Here is a 23,434-nt window from a genome sequence, read left to right as displayed (position 1 = left end):
AGGAGCTGGGGCTACACCTCGTCGGCGACGGGCGCGGCGAACTGTGCGGCGTACAGCGCCTGGTAGGCACCGTTGGCGGCGAGCAGCTGCACGTGGTTGCCCTGCTCCACGATGCGCCCCGATTCCATCACCAGAATCAGGTCGGCGTCCCGAATAGTCGAGAGCCGATGCGCGATGACGAAGCTCGTGCGCTCAGCCCGCAGGGCGCCCATCGCCTTCTGCACCAGCACCTCGGTGCGGGTGTCCACCGAGCTGGTCGCCTCGTCGAGGATGAGCACGCTCGGCTTCGCCAGGAACGCCCGCGCGATGGTGAGCAGCTGCATTTCACCGGCACTCACGTTGCTGCCCTGATCGTCGAGCACGGTGTCATACCCGTCGGGCAGCGAGTGCACGAACCGATCGACGTAGGTCGCGGTGGCGGCTGCGAGAATATCCTGCTCCGTCGCATCCGGTCGACCGTAGGCGATGTTGTCGCGGATCGTGCCACCGAACAGCCAGGTGTCCTGCAGCACCATGCCCATGCGGCTGCGCAGGTCGTGCCGGGTCATGGTGGCCACGTCGACTCCGTCGAGCACGATGCGCCCGGAGTCGATCTCGTAGAACCGCATCATGAGGTTCACCAGTGTGGTCTTACCGGCTCCGGTCGGGCCAACGATGGCAATGGTCTGCCCGGGCTCAGCCACGAGGCTCAGTTCTTCGATCAGCGGCTTGTCCTCGGTGTACCGGAACGACACGTTCTCGAAGACGAGACGGCCGTGCACCTCTATTGGGGTCTCGGCCGGATCGGGGTCTTCACTCTGTTCGTCGGCGTCGAGCAGGTCGAACACGCGTTCAGCGGATGCGACACCCGACTGCAGCAGGTTCGCCATCGACCCGAGTTGCGCGAGCGGCTGGGTGAACTGACGGGAGTACTGAATAAATGCCTGCACGTCGCCGAGCTGCATGGCACCCGAAGCCACCTGCAGGCCTCCCACAACAGCGATGGCGACATAGACGAGGTTGCCGATGAAGGTCATCGCCGGCATGATCATGCCGCTGATGAACTGGGCACCGAAACTGGCGTCGTACAGGTCATCATTCTTCTGCTTGAACCGGGCGTCGACCTCCTTTTGGCGGCCGAACACCTTGACCAGGGCGTGGCCGGTGAACGTCTCCTCGATCTGACCGTTCAGCTCGCCGGTGTTGGCCCACTGGGCCACGAACAGTTTCTGCGAACGCTTGGCGATGAACGCCGTGATCACCAGCGTGAGCGGCACCGTCACGAGGGCGATCAGAGCCAGTAGCGGCGAGAGGATGAGCATCATCACGATCACGCCGATCACCGTCAGGAGGCTCGTCACCACCTGGCTGAGCGACTGTTGCAGGCTCTGCGAGATGTTGTCGACGTCGTTGGTGACCCGGCTGAGAAGTTCACCGCGCGGCTTCTTGTCGAAGTAGCTCAGCGGCAGGCGGTTGATCTTCGCCTCAATCTCCTCCCGCAGTCGATACACCGTGCGCTGCACGATACCGTTCAGCACATACGCCTGCATCCAGCTGAACACACTCGACAGTACGTAGAGTGCGAGCGCCCAGAACAGCACGGTGGAGAGCATGGCAAAGTCGATGCCGAGGCCCGGGGTCAGCGTCATGCCGCTGAGCATGTCGGCCTGGGTACTGTTGCCGGATGCCCGCAGCCCCGCGATCACGTCGGCCTGGCTGCTGCCGCTCGGCAGGGACTTCGACACGATGCCGGAGAAGATCAGGTTGGTGCCCTCACCGAGCAGGCGCGGGCCCAGCACCGAGAAGGTCACGCTGATCACAGCGAGGACCAGCACGAGCATCAGCCAGAGGCGCTCGGGGCGCAACTTGCCGAGCAGGCGCTTGCCCGACGCGGTGAAGTTCATCGACTTCTCGGCCGGCAGACTCATACCGCCGAACGGGCCGCCTCCGCGCTGCGGACGCGGAGCCGGCTTGTCGTCGGCGTGAGTCTCGCTCATGCTGCTTCCTCCGCGGTGAGCTGGGATGACACAATTTCCTGGTACGTGGTGTTCGAGTCGAGCAGCTGCTCGTGGGTTCCGCGGCCGACGATACGGCCGTCTTCGAGCACGAGGATCTGGTCGGCGTCGATGATGCTCGACACCCGCTGGGCGACGATGACCATGGTGGCGCCATCGGTGCTCTGCTTGAGGGCGAGCCGCAGTCGGGCATCCGTGGCGAGGTCGAGGGCTGAGAACGAGTCGTCGAAGATGTACAACTCCGGCCGTTTCACCAGGGCGCGCGCGATGGCGAGGCGTTGGCGCTGACCGCCCGATACGTTGGTGCCGCCCTGCGCAATCTTGGCGTCGAGCCCGCCATCCATTTCGGTGACGAAGTCCCGGGCCTGCGCGATCGTGAGGGCCTGCCAGAGTTCGTCTTCGCTCGCGTCGGGTTTGCCGTAGAGCAGGTTGCTGCGCACCGTTCCGGAGAACAGGTACGGCTTTTGCGGTACAAGGCCGATGTGGCCCCAGAGCAGGTCGGGGTTCAGCTCGCGCACGTTGACGCCGTCGACCAGCACGGAGCCGCTGGTCGCGTCGAACAGCCGCGGCAGCAGGTTCACCAGGGTGGTCTTTCCGCTGCCGGTACTGCCGATGATCGCGGTGGTCTCGCCGTGCCGGGCGATGAAACTCACGTTGCGCAGCACGGGTTGTTCCGCGCCCGGGTAAGCGAAGCCCACGTCGAGCAGTTCGAGTTCGCCCTGACCGACCGTTGCGTTCACCGGGTTGGCCGGCGGTACGACGCTCGATTCGGTGGCGAGAACCTCACCGATGCGGTCCGCCGACACGGCCGCGCGCGGAATCATGACGGCCATGAACGTGGCCATCATGACGGCCATGAGAATCTGCATGAGATAGCTGAGGAACGCGATGAGCGTGCCCACCTGCATCGATCCGTCTTCAATGCGGAACGCGCCGAACCAGATGACGGCGACGCTCGAGACGTTGAGCACGAGCATCACGATGGGAAACATGAGCGCCATCAGGCGCCCGGAGCTGAGTGCTACCTCGGTGACGTCCCGGTTGGCCTGGGCGAACCGTGCCACCTCTTGCGTCTCCCGCACAAACGCGCGCACCACACGGATGCCGGTGAGCTGCTCCCGCAGCACCCGGTTGACGGTGTCGATGCGGATCTGCATCTTGCGGAACAGCGGCACCATTTTCACGACGATGAGGCCGACCCCGATGAGGAGAATCGGCACGCTCACCGCGATGAGCCAGGACAGTTGCACGTCCTGGCGGATCGCCATGATCACACCGCCGATGCTGAGGATGGGTGCGGAGACCAGCAGGGTGCAGGTGGTCAGCACGAGCATCTGCACCTGCTGCACGTCGTTGGTGGAGCGGGTGATGAGTGAGGGCGCCCCGAACCGGGTGACTTCTTGTTCCGAGAATTCACCGACCCGGCTGAACACGGCCCCGCGCAGGTCACGGCCAACCTTCATGGCGACTTTGGCTCCGAAGTACACGGCCACGATCGCGCAGATGATCTGGGCGAGGGTGATCAGCAGCATGAGGCCGCCCACGCGCAGAATGTAGCCGGAGTCACCGGTTGCCACACCCTCATCGATGATGTCAGCGTTGAGGGTGGGCAGAAAGAGCGAGGCGATCGACTGGGCCAGTTGAAAGACGATCACCCCTAGAAGCAGTTGCCAGTATGGGCGCAGGTAACGCACGAGCAAGGACCACAGCACGAAGTTCTCCTATTAAAAGACGGATGCCCGCCCGACCGGATGGGTCGGGCGCAGCAACCACTGAAGCAATAGTGCACTCTTACCGGCACGTCGTCGACTAAAAATATTGCGCTCTGCGCAGAAAGCACCGACTCGTGCGCCGACTTCACCTGCTGCGTTCAGGCGAAAAGGTTTGAAATGTAGGCAACTTCATCGACCGACGGCTGCCACGACGTCGCCGCGTCCGCGTTTTGTCGAATCTGCTCGGGCTTGGTGGCGCCGGCGATAACGCTGGTCAGGCCCGGCTGGGCCAGAAGCCAGGCGAACGTCGCCGCCAGCATGGTCACGCCGCGCGCGTCGCACCATTCCTGATACTGCTCGATCACGTCCCACGGGGCATCGTCGGCGAGATGGCGCCTGATCATCATGATGCGGCTGTCGGCCGGCCCGCCCGAGCGAGAGAATTTGCCGGTGAACAAGCCGTTGTAGAGCGGGAAGAAGGGCAGAAACCCGAGACCGAAGGCGTTCACCGCCGGCAATACCTCGTCTTCGACATCGCGCACGAGCAGACTGTATTCGTTCTGGCTTGAAATGAACGCTGGGTGCCCGTTCATGCGAGCGGTGAAGTCGGCCTCGGCGATCTGCCACCCAGCCAGGTTGGAGTGACCAATGTAACGGATCTTGCCCTCGGTGATGAGGTCGTGCAGGGTGGACAGCGTCTCTTCGATGGGTGTTGACGGGTCGGGAACGTGCAGCTGGTAGAGGTCGATCCAGTCGGTCTGCAGCCGACGCAGCGATGCCTCGACGGCCAAGCGGATGTACCGGCGTGAGCCCCGCGCGCCCCAGTCCGGACCGTTCAGGCCGCCCATGTCCATGCCGAATTTCGAGGCGAGCACGATCTGGTCGCGCTTGCCGCGCAGCGAGTGCCCCATGAGCGTTTCGCTGAGGCCACGCTCGGCACCGTAGATATCGGCGGTGTCGAACAGCGTCACCCCGGCTTCGAAGGCAGCATCGATAACCGCCGTCGTGCCGTCCTGGGTTTCTGACGCGGTCCCGGTGCGCCCGAAATTGTTGCACCCGAGCCCGATCGTCGAGACGGTCAATCCGGATGAGCCAAGTCTGCGATATTCAATTTGAGCCATCCCTACAGACTAGGGGCGCAGCCACCTCCTGCACAGGAGAAGGTACTCGGCGGTTGTGCACCGATGTCCGAAACCCGCGAGGCGACGCCGAGGGTGGCAGCTACAGTCGAATCATGGACAGCATCCCGACTGCACTCACTCCCGCGCACCTACTCCGCCTCCCCAGCCCGATCGGCCGGCTCGAACTCACCGCCGACGATGAGGGCATCCTTTCCCTCTCCATCGAAACCGACGGCCAGCTGCCGCTCGACGCGACCCCAGAGGCGCCGTCCGCAGTATTGCAACGGGCGGCCGAACAGCTCGGCGAGTACTTCGCCGGAACCCGGCAGACGTTCGACCTGCCCGTGCACCTCACCCGCGGCACCGAATTTCAGCGCAGCGTCTGGGCGAGGCTGGCCAGCCTCACATTCGGCGATGTCATCTCGTATGGTGCGCTCGGCAACGACATTGGACGGCCCGGATCGGGCCGCGCCATCGGTGGGGCCGTTGGCGCGAATCCGGTGCCGATCATCATCGGCTGCCACCGAGTGCTCGCGACCAGTGGCCAGATCACCGGCTACAGCGCAGGAGAGGGCATCCCGACCAAGGCCTGGCTGCTCAGCCACGAGGGCATCGCACACCGGTAACCGACCCGTGAGGCCGCGGTTTCAGCGGCGGCCGAGTGGCAGCAGGCCGAGGGCCCGTACCGCGTCGCGCTCCTCCACGAGTTCGGCAACAGAAGCCGCGATTCGTCTGCGCGAGAATTCGCCGTGTTCCAGCCCGGTCACGATGCGCCACTGCCCATCAACGGAGCGCACCGGAAACGAGCAGACCAGTCCGGGCGGAACGTCGTACGAGCCATCGGAGACTACCCCGGCGCTGGTCCAATCCGTGCCGCGGCCGGTGACCCAGTCTCCGACGTGGTCGATGGCCGCGTTGGCGGCGGAGGCGACCGAGGAGCCGCCCCGCACGGCGATGATCTCCGACCCGCGCTGAGCGACGCGCGGAATGAACGTCTCCGCGAGCCACTGCTCGTCGACCAGATCACTCACCGCTCGACCCTGGGCGGTCGCGTGGAAGACATCCGGGTATTGAGTCGCCGAGTGGTTTCCCCACACGGTCAATCCGTGAATCGCCCCGACGGCCACGTCAAGGTGGTTGGCCAATTGCCGGACGGCGCGGTTGTGGTCGAGCCTGGTCATGGCGGTGAAGCGGTCACTCGGCACGTCGGGCGCGTGCGCGGCCGCGATGAGGGCATTCGTATTGGCGGGGTTGCCCACCACGAGCACGCGCACGTCGTCGGCGGCGCCGGCGTTGATGGCCGCACCCTGCGGCCCGAAGATGCGACCGTTGGCGCCCAGCAGGTCGGCACGTTCCATGCCCGGTCCTCGCGGGCGGGAGCCGACCAGAAGCGCAATGTTTACTCCGTCGAACGCCACCGTGGGGTCATCGGTGACCGTTACCCCGCGCAGCAGGCCGAAGGCACAGTCCTCGAGTTCGAGCGCGGTGCCCTCCGCGGCTTTCAGCCCCTGGGGTATTTCCAGCAGGGTGAGGCGGATCGGCGTCGTCGGTCCCAGCAAGGCGCCAGCGGCAATGCGAAACAACAGCGCATAGCCAATCTGTCCGCCGGCTCCAGTGACGGTGACATTAACCGGTTGCCGAAGAATGGGAACGTTGACCGCTGGGGAAAAGGTGCTGGCGTCTGTACTCACGCGCCCAGCCTAACCCCAGAATAGATCGTGGATGCGGCCGGCCGGCCGGCCGCAGCGAGGTGTTGTTCAACGACGAGCTCCAGTTCGCCGGGTGCGCCCTGACCGAGGCGAATTCCGACCGATTGGGCCCAGTCGATCAGTTCACTCGCCGTCGTGAAGTCGTGTTCGTGTTGAAGCAGGGCGCGCGTGAATTCGCCCTTGGATTTCTTGTTGAAGTGGTTCAGGGCACGCTTCTGCCCGTCTCCGGAATCAGCGACCACCCGCAGGTACAGCGAATCCGGCCGCACGGGCTTCGCTCCTAGCGCCACATAGGCCTCGGATCGCAGGTCGAGCAGCAGTCCGCCGGTCTGGCTGAGGACCGTAGCCACCGCGGCACTCCAGTGCTGTTTGAGCGTGTGGCTGGCCAGGGTCACGTTCGGCACTCGTGAATCGTGCGACAGCCGGTACGCCGGAATGGGGTCGAGGGCGGCGAGCGGGCCGAGCAGTGCGGAATGTACGACCAGGTGGGCGTGCGCGAACTGGCGCTGCGCGGCCGACAGGGTGGCAGCATCCAGCCCGTCGAAGAGCACCCCGGTGTAGCGGTCGATCACCGGCAGCGTCGGCGACGTCATCAGCTCACGGTTGCGGTCGATTTCAAACAGCTGGGTGCGGCCCAGTTTAAGGGCGGTACGGGCGGCCTCGGGATGCCGCGCCAGGGCGACCAGGGCCCGCGCGAGTACCCGACGTTTCGCGGTCAGGGCCGAATAAGCGAGTGTGGTCCAGTCCAGGGGTACAGCTTCGCCGCCGGAGCGTTTCGTCTCCGACGGCGGAAGCAGTATCAGCACTGGCGGTTCAGACGGGTTATTTGGAACCCACGAGTTCAGCCTTGCGCGCCACGATGGTGACCATGTCGTTGTCCACCGACAGGAATCCATCCTCGGCCTGGGCCAGAACTTTGGAGCCATCAGGCAGGGTGAGACGAACGTCACCCACGGCCAGGATCGCCAACATCGGTTCGTGACCGGCCAAGATGCCAATCTCGCCCTCGACGGTCTTGGCGACAACCATCGTCGCCTCGCCCGTCCACACCTGGTGGTCGGCCGAGACAACGCTGACGGACAGCGACTTTGCCATGCTTAGTCGTTCTCCTTCTGAATCTGAGCCCACTTCTCTTCGACGTCGTTGATGCCACCGACGTTGAAGAAAGCCTGCTCAGCTACGTGGTCGAAGTCACCGTTGGCGATTGCCGTGAACGACTCAATGGTGTCCTTGAGCGGAACAGTGGAACCCTCGACACCGGTGAACTTCTTCGCCATGTAGGTGTTCTGGGAGAGGAACTGCTGAATACGACGGGCACGCGAAACTGTGACCTTGTCTTCTTCAGAGAGCTCGTCAACACCGAGGATCGCGATGATCTCCTGGAGTTCCTTGTTCTTCTGCAGAATCGCCTTGACGCGTACGGCCGTGTTGTAGTGATCGGCACCCAGGTAGCGGGGGTCGAGGATACGGCTGGTCGAGGTGAGCGGGTCGACGGCCGGGTACAGGCCCTTCGACGCGATTTCACGAGACAGCTCGGTGGTCGCGTCGAGGTGGGCGAAGGTGGTCGCCGGTGCCGGGTCGGTGTAGTCGTCGGCGGGAACGTAGATCGCCTGAAGCGAGGTGATCGAGTGGCCACGGGTCGAGGTGATGCGCTCCTGCAGGATGCCCATCTCGTCAGCCAGGTTCGGCTGGTAGCCCACTGCGGAAGGCATCCGGCCCAGCAGGGTCGACACCTCGGAACCGGCCTGGGTGAAGCGGAAGATGTTGTCGATGAAGAGCAACACGTCTTGCTTCTCCACGTCGCGGAAGTACTCAGCCATGGTGAGGGCGGAGAGCGCGACACGCAGACGCGTTCCCGGCGGCTCGTCCATCTGGCCGAAGACCAGGGCGGTCTTGTCGAAGACGCCGGCTTCCTCCATCTCGGCGATGAGGTCGTTGCCCTCACGGGTTCGTTCGCCGACTCCGGCGAACACTGATACTCCACCGTGGTCCTGCGCAACGCGCTGGATCATTTCCTGGATGAGTACGGTCTTGCCGACTCCGGCACCACCGAACAGGCCGATCTTTCCACCGAGAACGTACGGCGTGAGAAGGTCGATAACCTTGATGCCGGTTTCGAACAGTTGAGTCTTGGACTCGAGCTGGTCGAAAGCCGGCGGCTTGCGGTGGATGGGCCAGCGCTCGGTGATCTCGATCTTCTCGCCCGGCTTGGCGTTGAGGACATCGCCGATGACGTTGAAGACCTTGCCCTTGGTGACGTTTCCAACCGGCACCGTGATGGGGCTGCCGGTGTCGCGCACTTCCTGGCCGCGGACAAGTCCGTCGGTCGGGTTGAGCGCGATGGCACGAACCAGGTCGTCACCAAGGTGCAGGGCAACCTCGAGGGTGATCTCGTTCGACTCGTCGCCGATGGTGATCGTGGTCTTCAGGGCGTTGTAGATGCCGGGGATCGAGTCGTGCGGAAACTCGATGTCGACAACGGGGCCCGTGACACGGGCGATGCGGCCAACAGAACCGGCCGTATCCTCCGCGCGGACTGGCGCGGTTGCGGTGTCAGTCATTGCTCTCTCTTCTCTGGTTACTTCTTGGCGGATGAGAGCGCATCGGCTCCACCCACGATCTCGGAAATCTGCTGGGTGATCTCGGATTGCCGCGCGTTGTTGGACAGGCGGGTGTAGTCCGTGATCAGCTTGTCGGCGTTGTCGCTGGCCGACTTCATTGCCTTCTGGCGGCTTGCATGTTCAGATGCCGCCGACTGCAGCATCGCGTTGAACAGACGACTCTCGATGTACACCGGGAGGAGGCTGTCCAAAACCGTTTCGACGTCGGGCTCGAACTCGTAGAGCGGGAGAACCTTGTTGTCGCCTGGTTCTTCCACACCCTCGACAACTTCGAGGGGCAACAGTCGAACGACCTCTGGCACTTGGGTGACCATGCTCACGAAACGGTTGTAAACGATGTGAATCTCGTCGACGCCGCCGTCGGAAGCGTCCCGCAGGAACGACTCCAGCAGGGCCTCGCCGATTTCCTTGGCAGTCTCGAACTGCGGCTGGTCGGTGCCGCCGGTCCAGATTCGCTCCGACGCGCGGCCCCGAAAACTGAAGTAGGCGATGGCCTTACGGCCGACCAGGAAGTAGACGATGTCCTTGCCCTGGCTGCGCAGCAGTTCGCTGAGCGACTCTGCCTCACGCAACACCTGTGAGCTGAAGGCACCCGCCAGGCCACGGTCCGAAGCGAAGATGACCACCGCAGCACGGCTGATCGTCTCCGGTTCGGTTGTGAGCACGTGTTCCACGTTGGAGTACGTGGCCACGGCCGATACGGCGCGGGTGACCGCTCGCGAATACGGGGTTGACGCAGCGACTCGCGCCTGCGCTTTCTGGATGCGCGAGGCGGAGATCAGCTCCATGGCCCGAGTGATCTTCTTGGTCGTCTGGGCAGACTTGATCTTCTGCCGGTAGACCCGAAGTTGCGCTCCCATGTGTCTGCTTCCTTGTCTTTCAGTTTGGCGTCGTCAGTTGCTGCAAGTCGTATCGACTAGCGGCGGTGCTTGACGATCTTTTCCTGGTTGACGTCTTCAACTGCGATGGCTTCAAACTTTTCTTTGCTGACCGAGGCGAGCGGCTTGCCCTCGCCGGTCTGGAACTCGAGCTTGAACTTGTCGACACCGGCCGTGAGAGCGGTGACGGTATCGTCGGAGAGAACGTTCGTCTCACGCAGGGTCTTGAGAACCTCGGTGTTGCGACCGAGGAAGTCGAGCAGTTCGCGTTCGAAGCGCAGCACGTCGGGAACCGGAACTTCGTCGAGCTTGCCGTTGATGCCGGCCCAGATCGAAACGACCTGGTCCTCAACGGGGTACGGCGAGTACTGCGGCTGGCGCAGCAGTTCGGTGAGGCGGGCGCCGCGGGCGAGCTGACGGCGGCTGGCCGCGTCGAGGTCGGAGGCGAACATGGCGAAGGCTTCGAGCGAACGGTATTGGGCCAGCTCGAGCTTGAGCGTTCCGGAGACCTTCTTGATCGACTTGACCTGAGCGTCGCCACCGACGCGGGAGACCGAGATGCCGACGTCGACTGCCGGACGCTGGTTGGCGTTGAACAGGTCGGACTGCAGGAAGATCTGGCCGTCGGTGATCGAGATCACGTTGGTGGGGATGTATGCGGCAACGTCGTTGGCCTTGGTCTCGATGATCGGGAGACCGGTCATTGATCCGGCGCCGAGCTCGTCGGACAGCTTGGCGCAACGCTCGAGCAGGCGGGAGTGCAGGTAGAACACGTCTCCGGGGTACGCTTCGCGTCCCGGCGGACGACGCAGCAGCAGCGACACGGCACGGTAGGCCTCGGCCTGCTTGGACAGGTCATCGAAGACGATGAGAACGTGCTTGCCGGCGTACATCCAGTGCTGGCCGATGGCGGAGCCGGTGTACGGGGCGAGGTACTTGAAGCCGGCCGGGTCAGAGGCGGGAGCGGCGACGATGGTGGTGTACTCCATCGCTCCGGCATCCTCGAGCGCACCCTTCACCGAAGCGATGGTGGAGCCCTTCTGGCCGATGGCGACATAGATGCAACGAACCTGCTTGTTGCTGTCGCCGGACTCCCAGTTGGCCTTCTGGTTGATGATGGTGTCGATGGCGATCGCGGTCTTGCCGGTCTGGCGGTCACCGATGATCAGCTGACGCTGGCCGCGGCCGATCGGGATCATGGCGTCGATGGCCTTGATGCCGGTCTGCATCGGCTCATGAACCGACTTGCGGCTCATGACGCCGGGGGCCTGCAGCTCGAGGGCACGACGTCCTTCGGTCGCAATGTCGCCGAGTCCGTCGATGGGGGCGCCGAGCGGATCGACAACACGGCCGAGGTAGCCGTCGCCGACCGGAACAGAGAGAACCTCGCCGGTGCGGTGCACCTCCATGCCCTCAACGATGCCGCCGAACTCGCCGAGTACGACGACGCCGATCTCGTCTTCGTCGAGGTTCTGGGCCAGGCCCAGGGTGCCATCGGCGAATTTGATGAGCTCGTTCGCCATCACGCCGGGCAAGCCCTCAACGTGGGCGATACCGTCGCCGGCCGTGGTGACGTAGCCGACCTCGGTCGTTGATGTCTTGTTCGGCTCGTAGGACTTCACGAAGTCCTGGAGAGCGCCACGGATCTCATCGGGGCTGATCGTTAGTTCTGCCATCATCTTCCCTTTTCTGTACGAAAGTACAGGTTCTGTCTGTTCGAGGACGCTGCCGCCCTGAGTCATCTGGTACTGCTGGGTTTTTGGTGCTGCTGAGGTGACTCAGCGAGCGAGCTGGAGTCTCAAATCTGCCAGGCGGGTTGCAATGCTGCCATCGATGACCAGGTCGCCGATTTGCACGCGCACTCCGCCGACCAATTCCGGGTCAACGACCTGGTTGATGGTGAGTGCTCGTCCGTGACGCAACTGGAGGTTCTTCTGCAAGCGAGCGAGCTGATCGGCCGTGAGAACGCTCGCCGACGTGATGGTGGCGATCGACGTGCCGGACTCGTCCGCGACGACTGCTGCTGCGTGTCGCAGCAGTTCGCCGATGCGGCGGCCGCGAGGCTGCTGCACCAGGTGACGAACAATGGCGAGCGTCTGACCGGAGACTTTGCCGGCCAGCAGCTTTTCGACCAGGGCTGCCTTGGCGCCAGGCTTGCCGAGCTTGCTGGCCAGGGCCAGCTCCAGCTCAGCGTCCGAGGACACCGTCTTACCGAAGGCGAAGAGCTCGCCCTCGATCGACGTTCCGGCCGGAGTAGAGAGGGCGGATGCCCGTAGGCCCAGTTCTTCGATCCCGGCGAGCAGGTCGTCGTGGCTGGACCAGCGTTCGGAGACGGCCGCTGCGAGCAGGTCGCGTGCCCGAGGCGTCACGTTGGCACCGAAAACGGCGCGTACGAGGGTGACCTTGGCCGCAGCATCCGCTGAGGCGTCGCCGAGTGCTGACAACAGCTGGGACGACGACCCGATTACTCGACCGGCGCCGAACAGGCTTTCGCCCGTCGCCAGATCAGTCGTGCCGCCCGGGACGGACAGGGCCGCCCTCGACGTGGCGAGTGCTTCTCTGGTGGCGCTTCCCATTTGCTAGATCTTTCCTGCTGCTGGTGCTTCGCTGGCTTCGAGTTCTGCCAGGAAACGATCGACGATGGCGCTGGCCTTTGCGTCGTCGGACAGGCTTTCACCGATGACGCCCGAAGCGAGGTCAATGGCAAGGGTGCCGACCTCACTGCGAAGCGACACGACGGCGGCCTGGCGTTCGGCTTCGATCTGCGTCTTGGCACTGGCCGCGATGCGACCGGCCTCGGCCGCAGCCTGCTCCTTGTGCTCAGCGACGATGCGCTGGCCGTCGGTGCGGGCCTGATCACGAATGGCACCGGCTTCGGCACGGGCGTCAGCGAGCTGGGCTGTGTACGCCGCGAGTGCAGCTTCAGCCTTGCGCTGGGCGTCGTCGGCCTTGGCGATGTTGCCCTCGATGGCTTCTGCACGGTCGTCAAGAAGCTTCTGCATTCTGGGCAGCACAAGCTTCCAGAAGAAGAACAAAATCACGACAAAGCAGACCGCCGACCAGATGATGTCGTACCACTCAGGGATGAGCGGGTTCTTTGCCGCTTCTTCGGTCGCGGCTGCAATTACTGCGTGAAGCATCATGCCTCCTAACTAGTTAGTGAAGAGGATTAGACGCCGGTGAAGATGAAGTAGGTGGCGATGCCGATGAAGGCGAGCGCCTCGGTGAAGGCGATACCGATGTACATCAGCACCTGCAGGCGGCCGGCCAGCTCGGGCTGACGGGCGACACCCTCGATGGTCTTGCCAACGACGATACCTACACCGATTGCCGGGCCGATGGCTGCGAGGCCATAACCGACGGTCGCGATGTTTCCGTTGATTTCCGCGAGAACGGTTGTTGCGTCCACGTATGTTTCCTTCCGTGATGGTGAATTCGGCGAGTGCCGGATTCCTGAAGTGTCTAGTGTTCCTCAGCCAGCGCGAGCTGGATGTAGACGGCGGTGAGTAGGGCAAAAATGTAAGCCTGGAGGACGGCGATCAGCACTTCGAAGAGCGTGAAGGCGAAGCCGAAGACGAGGGTGCCAGCGCCGAAGAGCTTGAACCCGCCATCCGCAGTGAAGAAGAAAAACTGGGTGGCGCTGAAGAACAGCACGAGCAGGAGGTGTCCGACGATCATGTTCATCATCAGTCGGAGCGTCAGGGTGACCGGTCGCACCAGGAACGTCGAGATGAATTCGATCGGCGTCACGATGAGGTACAGGGCCGGCGGAACTCCGGGCGGGAAGAGCGAGTTGCGGAAGAACTTCGCCGGACTCTTCTTGACGCCGGCGTAGATGAACGTTCCGTAGGAGATGACACCGAGAAGCAGCGGCACTCCGATCACCGAGGTGCCGGCGATGTTGAGGAACGGAATGATTCCGGTGATGTTCATGAACAACACCATGAAGAAGATGGTCGTTAGAAGCGGCAGAAAACGCTTGCCGTCTTTCTTTCCGAGCAGGTCTTCGGCGATGTTGACGCGAACGAAGTCGAGTCCCATTTCGGCCAGGCTCTGGCCGCGGGTCGGAATGATCTTCATGCGGCGGGTGCCGAGCCAGAAGACCAGCATCAAAACCGCGACCGCGAGGAAACGAATCAGAATGATGCGGTTGATCTCGAACGGAGTATCCGCAAAGAAAATTACATCGGGAAAGAACTCATTGATGGAGGGACCATGAAATTCACCGTCGCCGGTGGCAGACGGGACCATCAGGTTTACGGCGATTTCTAGCAGCGCTTTCTCCTGTTTCGGGGCGGTGAGCTCTGCTCGCGCATCGACGAATATGGGCAGGTTTACGACGCTGTAAAGCATGTGCAAACCGGGGTGGGATCGGTGTTTACTCTAGCAAAGATCAGGCGCTGAGCCGAATCGTGAGCGGGATCCGTGGGCAGATGGGTCGTAGGGTTACTCGTCGACCGGGGCCGGGGGCAAGGTGGCGTCGCTGGCGTAGGGCATCCGGCTCTTCATGACGACGACGGCGTCGACGACGAGCGACCCGACAACCCCGGCAATAATGCAGAAGAACAGCACCATCGGCTGGATCCACTCGCGGTCCTGCAGCACGACCAGCAGCACCAGGAACACCACGAACTTGAGCAGCCAGCCGCCCATGATGATGCCGAAGAAGCCGCCGATGGCGGACTCGTTGCCGGCGACCCGATTGGCCAGCAGAATGCTGCCAGCCGTGATACCCATGAACGCGACCGACATGGCCGTACCGATCAGCGCGCTGAGCACACCGGTACCGCCGTCGACGAGGTAGCCGATAACCGATCCGACGACAGCGATTGCCAGGGCGACCCAGCCCCCGTAAATCAGGATGCGGCGCAGCACCGGGATCGATGTGGGCTGAGTGCGGACGGTGTCGTTGGTGCTCATACGTTCTCCTCGGCAGGCGCCGCCACAATGGCGGTCGCTCGTGTCGTGTGTGGTTCTGGTGTGGCTGGGGCGGGCTGGACCTGGGCGGCCTCGTCGAGTGGGTCGAGCTCGTCCAGTACTGCCAATTGCACTGGTGCGGACTGGCTAAGCCATTCCCCGGTCTTGCGGCGGCCGAGCGGTGCAAGCGTGACGATGGTGCAGATGAGCAGCGACGTCACCAGAAAGATGGTCGCGTACCAGGTCGGCAGGCCGAAGTAGACCGGCAGTATGTAATACAGCAGGCAGCCAATGGATGCTGCGGCCGTCCACCCATAGAAGATCAGAACGGCGTGCAGGTGGGAGTGCCCCATATCGAGCAGCCGGTGGTGCAGGTGTTTTCGGTCGGCGCTGAACGGCGATTTACCGGCGTGCACCCGGCGGATGACCGCGAGCCCAAAGTCGAGCAGTGGAATGATCATGATCGCTACCGGCAGCAGGATGGGGATGAAGGCCGGGAACAGCTGCGAGCGGCTGGTAGCCGTCGGGTCGATCTGACCGGTGATCGCGATCGCGCTGGTCGCCATCAACAGGCCCACCAGCAGCGCGCCGGCATCGCCCATGAACATCTTGGCCGGATGCCAGTTCAGCGGGAGGAACCCCACGCAGGCGCCGACCAGAATGGCGGCGATCAGCGATGCCAGGTTGAAGTAGTTGGTCGGTGAGGTGTCGCGCACGAGCAGATAGCTGTAGAGAAAGAACACCCCGTTAGCGATGAGGGCGACACCGGTGACCAGGCCGTCGAGCCCGTCGATGAAGTTGATCATGTTCATGACCACGACGATGGCGACGACCGTGACAACGATCGATGTCCAACCGCTCCAAACCGTCAGACCGCCGATCGGTAGAGAGTAGATCTGAACGCCCTGCCAGGCCACGAGGCCGGCAGCGATGAACTGGCCGGCGAGTTTGGTCATCCAGTCGAGGTCCCAGATGTCGTCGGCGACGCCGACCAGCACGATCAGCAGGGCAGCACCGAGAATAGCTAAAATCTGCTGCGGGTCAGCGAAGACGAGTCGCAGGGGCGCGAAGGCCCCCGCAGCGAGGTAGGCCACGCCAAAGGCGATGACGATGCCAAGGAACATGGCGATACCTCCGAGGCGCGGAGTGGGCCGGGTGTGCACGTCGCGTTCGCGAATCTTCGGGTACAGGCGGTACTTGTGGCTGAGTTTGTAGACCACGATCGACAGCACGAAGGTGACGATCGCCGAAACGAGCGCGAGCAGGAGGAAAAGAGTCATGGGCTACCGGTCGGCATCCGTTTCGTCCTGAGACGGGGCGGCGATGGTGGGTGTCGCTTCCGCTTCGGCCGAGATCGCCGGGAGCCCGGGAACGGCCGGCGCAGCAGCGAGCACATCGCCCACGACGGCCACGATCGCGTCGCGGGAGATGACGCCGCTACGCACGATATGCAGAAAACCGCCGTTGGTCTCGAAACCGGTGGCGTCCACGATCGTCGATGAGCCGTCGCCGGTCTGACCAAACACGCTCTCATAGGTACTGCCGGCGGTGCCGCCGTCGAGGTACACGTCGACGCTCTCGCCGAGGGCCGCTTCAGCAGCCTGGGCGTCGGTGGTGGCCGGCATCCCGCTCAGGTTGGCGCTGGACACGGCGAGCGGGCCGGTTTCGGCGAGCAGATCGAGTGCAACCTGGTTGCTCGGCATGCGCAGTGCCACCGTGCCGCGGGTTTCGCCGAGATCCCAGACCAGCGAGGGCTGGGCGTTGACGATGACAGTGAGTCCGCCGGGCCAGAAAGCTGCGACCAGGTCGCGGACCGGCTGCGGCACGTCGACGGCGAGGGCGTCGAGGGTGGGAATGCCGGGAATGAGAACCGGTGGCGGCGACTGCCGGCTGCGGCCCTTCGCATCGAGGAGCAGCTGAACGGCTTCAGCGTTGAACGCGTCAGCGGCCACTCCGTAGACCGTGTCGGTGGGGATGACGACGAGCGCCCCGCGACCGATGGCCGTGCGAGCCAGAGCGATATGAGCGCTGTAGTTTTCGCTCGTGGTGGATTCGTCCGTGGTCGAGTCGCTCGTGCAATCGTAGATGCGTGTCATTTCCGGCAATTCTAACCCAGTGCTGTTGTGAAGAGCGGATGCGCCGACTGGCGGGGTTCCTTTAAGGGTGCAGTGCTGTCGTGGCCCGGTCCCGGCTGGTGTAGTCGCGGTGGGTGGCCGGGGCACGCCAGCCGTCGGCTGCCAGCAGCTGGCGGATCGCGGCGCCCTGCAGCTCGCCGTGCTCGATCACGAGCACACCCCCCGCGCGCAGCAAGCGCAGCCCGGTTGCTGACACGCTGCGCACCACGTCGAGTCCGTCCGGGCCGCCGAACAGGGCCTGGGCCGGGTCGAACAGGCGCACCTCGGGGTCGCGGGGAATAGCATCCGCTGGAATGTAGGGCGGATTGGAGATGACGACGGCCACCGTGCCGTCCAGTTCGACGAACGCGTCGGCGAGGTCGCCGAAGGCGAGTGTGGCGTTGGCGGCGCCGACCTCGTCGAAGTTGCGGGTGGTCCAGGGGAACGCTTCCGGCGAGTTTTCGATCGCGAAGATGCGCGCGTGCGGCACCTCGGTGGCCAGGGCCAGGGCGATCGCGCCGCTTCCGGTGCCGAGGTCGATGCCGATCGGCTCCGGATCGGGCATGGAACGCAGGGCGTCGATGGCGAACTGGGCGACCTGCTCGGTTTCGGGTCTCGGCACGAACACGCCGAGGCCCACATTCAGGGAGAGGGAGCGGAACGGGGCCCGCCCTGTTATGTGTTGCAGGGGTTCACGCTCGCTGCGGCGGGCCAGCAGGGCGATGATGGTGGCGGCATCCGCTTGGCTAACCGGTCGATTCAGGAAGCTGCCGGCCTGCACTTCGCCGCGGCTCTGGCCGAGCACGTGGCCGATCAGCAGGTCGGCGTCGACCTCGGGGTCGGTGATTCCGGCTGCGTTCAGTAGGCTGATCGCTCGTTTTCGCACGGAAGTGATGGTCTGGGGCAGGTCAGAATCTGAAGAAGGCACGTAGTGAAATGTAACGCACCAACTGATTTTCGGTCGGGAGACATAGGCTGGAGCCGGCCCTCACACCGAATTTCACCGAATGAAAACCGAATGAAAGTTGCCCTCGTGCCCAAGATCTATTCCGACATCACCGAAGCCGTTGGTGGGACCCCCCTCGTCAAGCTGAACCGTTTGACCGCCGGCCTCGGCGCCACCGTGCTCTTGAAGCTCGAGTTCTACAACCCCTCCAGCAGTGTCAAGGACCGCATCGGCGTCGCGATCATCAACGCCGCCGAGAAGGACGGCTCGCTGAAGCCGGGCGGAACCATCGTCGAAGCCACCAGCGGTAACACGGGTATCGCCCTCGCTATGGTCGGCGCCGCCCGCGGCTACACGGTCATTCTGGCTATGCCGGAGACTATGAGCAAGGAACGCCGCGTCATGATGCGCGCTTATGGCGCCGAAATTGTGCTGACGACTGGTGCCGACGGCATGCGCGGCGCGGTCGAGAAGGCCGCCGAGATCGTCGCGAACACGCCGGGCGCGGTTCTGGCCAGCCAGTTCACAAATCCGGCCAACCCGGCCATCCACCGCGCCACCACCGGCCCGGAAATCTGGAATGACACCGAGGGTGCCGTTGACATTCTCGTCGCGGGCATCGGTACCGGCGGAACGCTTTCCGGCACCGGCGGGTACCTCAAAGACCAGAAGCCGGGTCTCAAGGTTGTCGGCGTCGAGCCGATCGACTCCCCCATTCTCACCGGCGGCAAGCCCGGCCCGCACAAAATTCAGGGCCTCGGCGCGAACTTCGTTCCGGAAACCCTGAACCGCGAGGTCTACGACTCGATCACCGATGTGACCCTGGCCGACTCGCTCGCGACGGCGCGTTCACTCGGCACCGATGAGGGCATCCTCGGCGGTATCTCCGGCGGTGCCGCTGTCTGGGCTGCGCTCGAGCAGGCAAAACTCCCCGAGAACGCTGGCAAGACCATCGTCGTGATTGTTCCCGGCTTCGGCGAGCGGTACATTTCGACGGTGCTGTACGAAGACCTGCTGGACTAAGAGAACGCTGTCTGCCCTTCAATGAATCCCTTACGGCGCCTCCGCGAAGACATCGCGGCTGCGCGCACCCACGACCCCGCCGCGCGCAGCAACACCGAGGTTTTTCTGGCCTACAGCGGGCTGCACGCGGTCTGGTCGTATCGGGTCGCTAACCGGTTATGGCGCGCCGGGCTGCACCTGCCCGCTCGTCTGCTGTCCCAGGTGACCCGGTTTCTAACCGGGATTGAGATTCATCCGGGCGCGACCATCGGCCGCCGGTTGTTCATCGACCACGGCATGGGCGTCGTGATCGGTGAGACGGCAATTCTCGGCGACGATGTCATGCTGTACCACGCGGTGACGCTGGGCGGCAAGAGCCGTCACGGGCATGCGCGCGGGGTGCGGCGGCATCCGTTTCTGGAAGACGGTGTCACGGTGGGGGCCGGCGCCAAGGTTCTCGGCCCGATCACGATCGGTGCCTGGAGCACGATCGGCTCCAACGCCGTAGTGACCAAGGGCGCTCCACCGCGGTCGCTGCTCGTGGGCGTGCCGGCGACGATTCGTCCGCAAACCCCCGCTACGGTCGAGTCCGCGCGCGGCGGCACCCTCGAACCCGAGTACTACCTCTAGTCGGTCGCAACTGCGGACGGCGCCCAGGCCCCGTCCACGTAGAGGTTACTCGGGGTCGCCCAGCTCGGCCAGGCGGGTTTCCTCGTCGGCGTGGATGCAGGAGTCGATGACGGGGCCGAGGGCTCCGTTCATGACCGCGTCGAGGTTATACGCCTTATAACCGGTGCGGTGATCGGCGATGCGGTTCTCCGGAAAGTTGTACGTGCGGATGCGCTCTGAGCGGTCCATCGTACGAATCTGTCCCTTGCGCACGAGCGACGCTGCCGCGTCGATCTCTTCCTGCTGACGGGCCAGAACGCGGGCGCGCAGCACGCGCATGCCGGCTTCCTTGTTCTGCAGCTGCGACTTCTCGTTCTGCATGGCCACCACGATTCCGGTGGGAAGGTGGGTGATGCGCACGGCAGAGTCGGTGGTGTTGACCGACTGCCCGCCAGGACCGCTCGACCGATACACGTCGATCTTGAGGTCGTTCGGGTGCAGCTCGACTTCTTCGGGCTCGTCGACCTCGGGGAAGACGAGCACGCCGGCCGCTGAGGTGTGGATGCGTCCCTGCGACTCGGTGGCCGGCACGCGCTGAACGCGGTGCACACCCCCCTCGTACTTGAGGTGCGCCCACACGCCTTCGGCCGGGTCGCTCGAAAAGCCCTTGATGGCGAGCTGAATGTCTTTGATACCGCCGAGGTCGCTCGAGGTCTGCTCGATGATCTCGGTTTTCCAGCGGTTCGACTCGGCGTAGTGCAGGTACATGCGCAGCAGATCGGCGGCGAACAGTGCCGATTCGGCGCCGCCCTCCCCCATCTTGATCTCCATGATCACGTCGCGGGCGTCGAGTTCGTCGCGCGGGATCAGCAGACGGCGCAGCTTTTCAGCCGTGACGTCCAGCTGTTCGACGAGGTCCGGGATCTCTTCGGCGAAGGCAGCGTCTTCGTCGGCGAGCTCACGAGCGGCCTCGAGGTTGTCTTCAACCTCTTTCCACTCGTGGTACGCCGCGATGATGCGACTCAACTCGGCGTAGCGCCGGTTGACCTTCTTCGAACGGGCCGGATTCGCGTGCAGCTCCGGATCCGCCAACTGCGACTGCAGGTCGTCGTGCTCGGCCAGCAGCGTGAGGACGGATTCGAACATTACTTGTCCTTGTCTGACCCGTTCAGGGTCGGCATCGACTTCTGAACCTGCATGAGAAATTCAACGTTCGACGCGGTCTCCTTGAGACGGCCGAGGATGAGCTCAAGCGCCTGCTGCTGTTCGAGCCCGGCGAGGGCGCGGCGCAGCTTCCAGGTGACCTTGACTTCATCGGCGCTCATCAGCATTTCTTCGCGGCGGGTGCCCGAGGCGTTCACATCGACGGCCGGGAAAATTCGCTTGTCGGCGAGCTGACGCGACAGGCGTAGTTCCATATTGCCGGTGCCCTTGAACTCCTCGAAGATGACCTCGTCCATTTTGGAGCCGGTCTCCACCAGCGCGGAAGCGAGGATGGTGAGTGAGCCGCCATTCTCGATGTTGCGTGCCGCACCGAAGAAACGCTTCGGCGGGTACAGAGCGGATGCGTCAACGCCACCAGAGAGGATGCGGCCAGAGGCCGGGGCCACGAGGTTGTAGGCGCGGCCGAGGCGGGTGATCGAGTCGAGCAGCACGACGACGTCGTGGCCCAGCTCGACCAGACGCTTGGCACGCTCGATGGCGAGCTCGGCGACAACGGTGTGGTCTTCGGCCGGGCGGTCGAAGGTGGAGGCGATGACCTCACCCTTGACCGTGCGCTGCATGTCGGTGACCTCTTCGGGACGCTCGTCGACCAGTACGACCATGAGGTGGACCTCGGGGTTGTTGGTGGCGATGGCGTTCGCGATCTGCTGCATGACGATGGTCTTACCGGCCTTCGGCGGTGCGACGATCAGGCCACGCTGGCCCTTGCCGATCGGGGCGACGAGGTCGATGATGCGCTGCGTGAGCTTGCCCGGCTCGGTCTCGAGGCGCAGGCGCTCGGTCGGGTACAGCGGGGTCAGCTTGTGGAAGTCGACGCGGGCCGCGGCCTCTTCAACGGTCTGGCCGTTGATGGAGTCGACCTTGACGATGGCGTTGTACTTCTGACGACCGGACTGGTCACCCTCGTGCGGCTGACGGATGGAGCCGACGACGGCGTCACCCTTGCGCAGGTTGTACTTCTTGACCTGGCCGAGCGAGACATACACGTCGCTCGCGCCCGGCAGGTAACCGGACGTGCGCACGAACGCGTAATTGTCGAGCACGTCGAGAATACCGGCGACGGGAATGAGTACGTCGTCGTCGTTGACCTCGGGTTCGAAGTCATCGCCCTGGTTCGGGCCGCGACGCTTGCGGTCGCGGTACCGGTTGCGGTTGCCGCGGCCGTTCAGGTCGTCGTCGAGCTGGTTGCGGTCCTGGCCGCGGTCATTCTGGACCTGATTGCGGTCCTGTCCACGCTCGTTCTGACCCTGGTTGCGGTCCTGGCCACGCTCGTTCTGACCCTGGTTGCGGTCCTGGCCACGCTCGTTCTGACCCTGGTTGCGGTCCTGGCCACGCTCGTTCTGACCCTGGTTACGGTCGGCCTGGGCCTGCGCGCGCTCCTGGTTGCGCTCATTGCGAGCCTGACGCTGGCTCTGTGCCCGCGTCATTCCCTCGTCGTTGGTGCCGTTCTGGTTGCGGTCGTTCTGACCACGGTCGTTCTGGGCGCTCTGATTCTGGGCGTTCTGGTCGCCCTGGTTGCGGTCGGCGCCCTGCGCACGGTCGCCACCGCGGCTGCGGCTACGACTACGGCCCTGACGCGGTGCACCGGAATCGTTCTGCTGATCATTCGACTGGTCGTTCAACTCGTCGGTTGATTCGACCGACGCGTCGGGTGCGACCTCTGCAGAATCGGCGACACCGTCAGACTCAGCGGGCGTCTCATCCGGTACGACAGCGGTGGTGCGCTGCGACGACGCACGCCGGGACGGACGGCGAGTGGATGCCGCGACCTCAACGGGTGCATCGGCCGCCGCGTCAGCGGAGTCGGCAACCACAGCGGCGGCGTCATCGAGGAGCACCGGTGCGACCTGCACGCGCTTGCGTGCCTGGCGAACCGGTTTGTCAGCATCCGCTCTGGTGGGAGCAGCGTCGTCGACTACGGGAGCAACGGTGGTGGACGTCACAACGCCGCGGGCGTTACGAGCGATGCGCGAGCCGGCCGCCGGAGCGTCGGGCAGGATGATGCCGAATCCGGTGCTGGCGTCGGCATTGACGTGGGACTTGGCGGGAGCAGCGGTGGCGGTACTGGCACGACGCGGTGCACGCTTGCGGGGAGCCGTTTCGAGTGCCTCGGCGAGGCTCTCGATCGGTGCGATCTCGGGGGCGGCCTCGACAGGGGCAGCCTCAACGACGGGCGCGTCGGCGGGAGCAGCGGCGCTCGTGCCGGACTGAGCCGTTTGGATTGCCTCCACAAGTTCGCCTTTACGAAGTTTGGAAGCGCCGGGGATTTTCAGTTCAAGGGCCAGAGCCTGAAGCTCGGACACGCGAAGAGTACTCAGACGGGGAAGATCCGAGCCAGCGGCGCGGAGGTTGACATCAGTCACGAAGGGGGTTCCTTTCCCCTGCCGAACAAAGATTCAGGTCAGGAGAGATGTATGCAGCGAGAATTGCGCTGCGGGTGATCCAATCCGACAAATGGAGGGGATTGGTGTAAACACCCACCGCTACGCAGAAATTCACAATAACAGTGAGGTACAGGGAATGCACCGGAGAAGATGTCGCTCAAGGCGGTTTCTATCGGGTGCACAACAACCATAGCATCCCGGAG

Annotated in this window: 22 protein-coding genes; 3 read left to right on the top strand and 19 right to left on the bottom strand. The window is 64.0% G+C overall.

Features of this window, described 5'->3' with window-relative positions; translation table 11 throughout:
* Window positions 1–11 precede the first annotated feature (11 nt).
* The 3 genes from E3T35_RS15585 to E3T35_RS15575 all read right to left on the bottom strand — a co-directional run bounded on the left by E3T35_RS15585 (window position 12) and on the right by E3T35_RS15575 (window position 4,827).
* Window positions 12–1,976 (bottom strand): ABC transporter ATP-binding protein, encoded by a 1,965-nt coding sequence (locus E3T35_RS15585; RefSeq protein WP_134345983.1) that lies wholly within the window; start codon window positions 1,974–1,976, stop codon window positions 12–14.
* Window positions 1,973–3,706, bottom strand: a complete 1,734-nt coding sequence (locus E3T35_RS15580; protein WP_134345982.1) for an ABC transporter ATP-binding protein — start codon at window positions 3,704–3,706, stop codon at window positions 1,973–1,975. The genes E3T35_RS15585 and E3T35_RS15580 overlap by 4 nt, the downstream gene beginning before the upstream one ends.
* Before the next feature lie 158 nt (window positions 3,707–3,864).
* Window positions 3,865–4,827 carry an aldo/keto reductase gene (locus E3T35_RS15575; RefSeq protein WP_134345980.1) on the bottom strand — a complete coding sequence of 321 codons (963 nt, stop codon included), beginning with the start codon at window positions 4,825–4,827 and terminating at the stop codon, window positions 3,865–3,867.
* A 113-nt stretch (window positions 4,828–4,940) separates the two neighbouring features.
* Between E3T35_RS15575 and E3T35_RS15570 the strand changes: the two genes are divergently transcribed.
* Window positions 4,941–5,453: a methylated-DNA--[protein]-cysteine S-methyltransferase gene (locus E3T35_RS15570; RefSeq protein ID WP_134345978.1), complete on the top strand. Its 513-nt coding sequence runs from the start codon at window positions 4,941–4,943 to the stop codon at window positions 5,451–5,453.
* A 21-nt stretch (window positions 5,454–5,474) separates the two neighbouring features.
* Here the strand turns inward: E3T35_RS15570 and E3T35_RS15565 are convergent, their stop codons facing one another.
* The 14 genes from E3T35_RS15565 to prmC form a co-directional block, all read right to left on the bottom strand.
* Window positions 5,475–6,473: a malate dehydrogenase gene (locus E3T35_RS15565; RefSeq protein WP_134346058.1), complete on the bottom strand. Its 999-nt coding sequence runs from the start codon at window positions 6,471–6,473 to the stop codon at window positions 5,475–5,477.
* Between the two features lie 41 nt (window positions 6,474–6,514).
* Entirely contained in the window at window positions 6,515–7,342 is an 828-nt protein-coding gene (locus E3T35_RS15560; protein ID WP_134379988.1) for a YaaA family protein, read from the bottom strand.
* A gap of 16 nt (window positions 7,343–7,358) precedes the next feature.
* Window positions 7,359–7,631, bottom strand: coding sequence for a F0F1 ATP synthase subunit epsilon (locus E3T35_RS15555; protein ID WP_092340869.1), 273 nt, complete (start codon window positions 7,629–7,631; stop codon window positions 7,359–7,361).
* Between the two features lie 2 nt (window positions 7,632–7,633).
* On the bottom strand, window positions 7,634–9,097 hold the full coding sequence (atpD, locus tag E3T35_RS15550; RefSeq protein WP_092340868.1) for a F0F1 ATP synthase subunit beta: 1,464 nt from the start codon (window positions 9,095–9,097) through the stop codon (window positions 7,634–7,636).
* Window positions 9,098–9,114: 17 nt separating this feature from the next.
* Window positions 9,115–10,017 carry a F0F1 ATP synthase subunit gamma gene (locus E3T35_RS15545; RefSeq protein WP_092340867.1) on the bottom strand — a complete coding sequence of 301 codons (903 nt, stop codon included), beginning with the start codon at window positions 10,015–10,017 and terminating at the stop codon, window positions 9,115–9,117.
* 56 nt (window positions 10,018–10,073) lie between these two features.
* Complete coding sequence (atpA, locus tag E3T35_RS15540; protein WP_134346056.1) at window positions 10,074–11,711, bottom strand: F0F1 ATP synthase subunit alpha; 1,638 nt, start codon at window positions 11,709–11,711, stop codon at window positions 10,074–10,076.
* Window positions 11,712–11,813: 102 nt separating this feature from the next.
* Window positions 11,814–12,611: a F0F1 ATP synthase subunit delta gene (locus E3T35_RS15535; protein ID WP_134345974.1), complete on the bottom strand. Its 798-nt coding sequence runs from the start codon at window positions 12,609–12,611 to the stop codon at window positions 11,814–11,816.
* Between the two features lie 3 nt (window positions 12,612–12,614).
* Window positions 12,615–13,175: a F0F1 ATP synthase subunit B gene (locus tag E3T35_RS15530; protein WP_104088893.1), complete on the bottom strand. Its 561-nt coding sequence runs from the start codon at window positions 13,173–13,175 to the stop codon at window positions 12,615–12,617.
* Window positions 13,176–13,204: 29 nt separating this feature from the next.
* The gene (gene atpE / locus E3T35_RS15525; protein ID WP_134345972.1) at window positions 13,205–13,444 is read right to left on the bottom strand and encodes an ATP synthase F0 subunit C; all 240 of its coding nucleotides are present in this window, start codon (window positions 13,442–13,444) and stop codon (window positions 13,205–13,207) included.
* Between the two features lie 53 nt (window positions 13,445–13,497).
* Entirely contained in the window at window positions 13,498–14,286 is a 789-nt protein-coding gene (atpB, locus tag E3T35_RS15520) for a F0F1 ATP synthase subunit A (protein ID WP_241987822.1), read from the bottom strand.
* 195 nt (window positions 14,287–14,481) lie between these two features.
* Entirely contained in the window at window positions 14,482–14,955 is a 474-nt protein-coding gene (locus tag E3T35_RS15515; RefSeq protein ID WP_104088747.1) for a hypothetical protein, read from the bottom strand.
* On the bottom strand, window positions 14,952–16,232 hold the full coding sequence (locus E3T35_RS15510) for an MraY family glycosyltransferase (protein WP_104088745.1): 1,281 nt from the start codon (window positions 16,230–16,232) through the stop codon (window positions 14,952–14,954). The genes E3T35_RS15515 and E3T35_RS15510 overlap by 4 nt, the downstream gene beginning before the upstream one ends.
* A gap of 3 nt (window positions 16,233–16,235) precedes the next feature.
* Window positions 16,236–17,048 (bottom strand): L-threonylcarbamoyladenylate synthase, encoded by an 813-nt coding sequence (locus tag E3T35_RS15505; protein ID WP_134379986.1) that lies wholly within the window; start codon window positions 17,046–17,048, stop codon window positions 16,236–16,238.
* A gap of 61 nt (window positions 17,049–17,109) precedes the next feature.
* A complete protein-coding gene (gene prmC, locus E3T35_RS15500) occupies window positions 17,110–17,994 on the bottom strand; it encodes a peptide chain release factor N(5)-glutamine methyltransferase (protein WP_370449170.1) in 885 nt (294 codons plus the stop codon).
* 90 nt (window positions 17,995–18,084) lie between these two features.
* Between prmC and cysK the strand changes: the two genes are divergently transcribed.
* Together cysK and epsC are read left to right on the top strand one after the other, a co-directional pair.
* On the top strand, window positions 18,085–19,035 hold the full coding sequence (cysK, locus tag E3T35_RS15495; protein WP_104088744.1) for a cysteine synthase A: 951 nt from the start codon (window positions 18,085–18,087) through the stop codon (window positions 19,033–19,035).
* Window positions 19,036–19,056: 21 nt separating this feature from the next.
* Window positions 19,057–19,644 carry a serine O-acetyltransferase EpsC gene (gene epsC, locus E3T35_RS15490; protein ID WP_092340860.1) on the top strand — a complete coding sequence of 196 codons (588 nt, stop codon included), beginning with the start codon at window positions 19,057–19,059 and terminating at the stop codon, window positions 19,642–19,644.
* Between the two features lie 45 nt (window positions 19,645–19,689).
* On the opposite strand, the gene prfA is transcribed toward epsC, so the two are convergent.
* Together prfA and rho are read right to left on the bottom strand one after the other, a co-directional pair.
* A complete protein-coding gene (gene prfA, locus E3T35_RS15485) occupies window positions 19,690–20,769 on the bottom strand; it encodes a peptide chain release factor 1 (protein ID WP_104129973.1) in 1,080 nt (359 codons plus the stop codon).
* Window positions 20,769–23,210 (bottom strand): transcription termination factor Rho, encoded by a 2,442-nt coding sequence (gene rho, locus E3T35_RS15480; RefSeq protein ID WP_134379984.1) that lies wholly within the window; start codon window positions 23,208–23,210, stop codon window positions 20,769–20,771. Before rho ends, prfA begins: the two co-directional genes overlap by 1 nt.
* Between the last annotated feature and the right edge of the window lie 224 nt (window positions 23,211–23,434).

The organism is Cryobacterium sp. TMT1-2-2 (genome assembly GCF_004403505.1).
In the GTDB taxonomy this organism is placed as follows: Bacteria; Actinomycetota; Actinomycetes; order Actinomycetales; family Microbacteriaceae; genus Cryobacterium; species Cryobacterium flavum.
This window is presented reverse-complemented; position numbering and strand designations above follow the sequence as displayed.

Coding starts and splice junctions, on each gene's coding strand:
- E3T35_RS15510 (WP_104088745.1), bottom strand. CDS start 16,232: ATGACTCTTTTCCTCCTGCTCGCGCTCGTTTCGGCGATCGTCACCTTC.
- E3T35_RS15535 (WP_134345974.1), bottom strand. CDS start 12,611: ATGGGAAGCGCCACCAGAGAAGCACTCGCCACGTCGAGGGCGGCCCTG.
- atpB (WP_241987822.1), bottom strand. CDS start 14,286: ATGGTCCCGTCTGCCACCGGCGACGGTGAATTTCATGGTCCCTCCATC.
- E3T35_RS15545 (WP_092340867.1), bottom strand. CDS start 10,017: ATGGGAGCGCAACTTCGGGTCTACCGGCAGAAGATCAAGTCTGCCCAG.
- E3T35_RS15515 (WP_104088747.1), bottom strand. CDS start 14,955: ATGAGCACCAACGACACCGTCCGCACTCAGCCCACATCGATCCCGGTG.
- cysK (WP_104088744.1), top strand. CDS start 18,085: ATGAAAGTTGCCCTCGTGCCCAAGATCTATTCCGACATCACCGAAGCC.
- E3T35_RS15530 (WP_104088893.1), bottom strand. CDS start 13,175: ATGCTTCACGCAGTAATTGCAGCCGCGACCGAAGAAGCGGCAAAGAAC.
- prfA (WP_104129973.1), bottom strand. CDS start 20,769: ATGTTCGAATCCGTCCTCACGCTGCTGGCCGAGCACGACGACCTGCAG.
- E3T35_RS15585 (WP_134345983.1), bottom strand. CDS start 1,976: ATGAGCGAGACTCACGCCGACGACAAGCCGGCTCCGCGTCCGCAGCGC.
- E3T35_RS15570 (WP_134345978.1), top strand. CDS start 4,941: ATGGACAGCATCCCGACTGCACTCACTCCCGCGCACCTACTCCGCCTC.
- E3T35_RS15505 (WP_134379986.1), bottom strand. CDS start 17,048: ATGACACGCATCTACGATTGCACGAGCGACTCGACCACGGACGAATCC.
- E3T35_RS15575 (WP_134345980.1), bottom strand. CDS start 4,827: ATGGCTCAAATTGAATATCGCAGACTTGGCTCATCCGGATTGACCGTC.
- atpD (WP_092340868.1), bottom strand. CDS start 9,097: ATGACTGACACCGCAACCGCGCCAGTCCGCGCGGAGGATACGGCCGGT.
- epsC (WP_092340860.1), top strand. CDS start 19,057: ATGAATCCCTTACGGCGCCTCCGCGAAGACATCGCGGCTGCGCGCACC.
- atpA (WP_134346056.1), bottom strand. CDS start 11,711: ATGGCAGAACTAACGATCAGCCCCGATGAGATCCGTGGCGCTCTCCAG.
- E3T35_RS15555 (WP_092340869.1), bottom strand. CDS start 7,631: ATGGCAAAGTCGCTGTCCGTCAGCGTTGTCTCGGCCGACCACCAGGTG.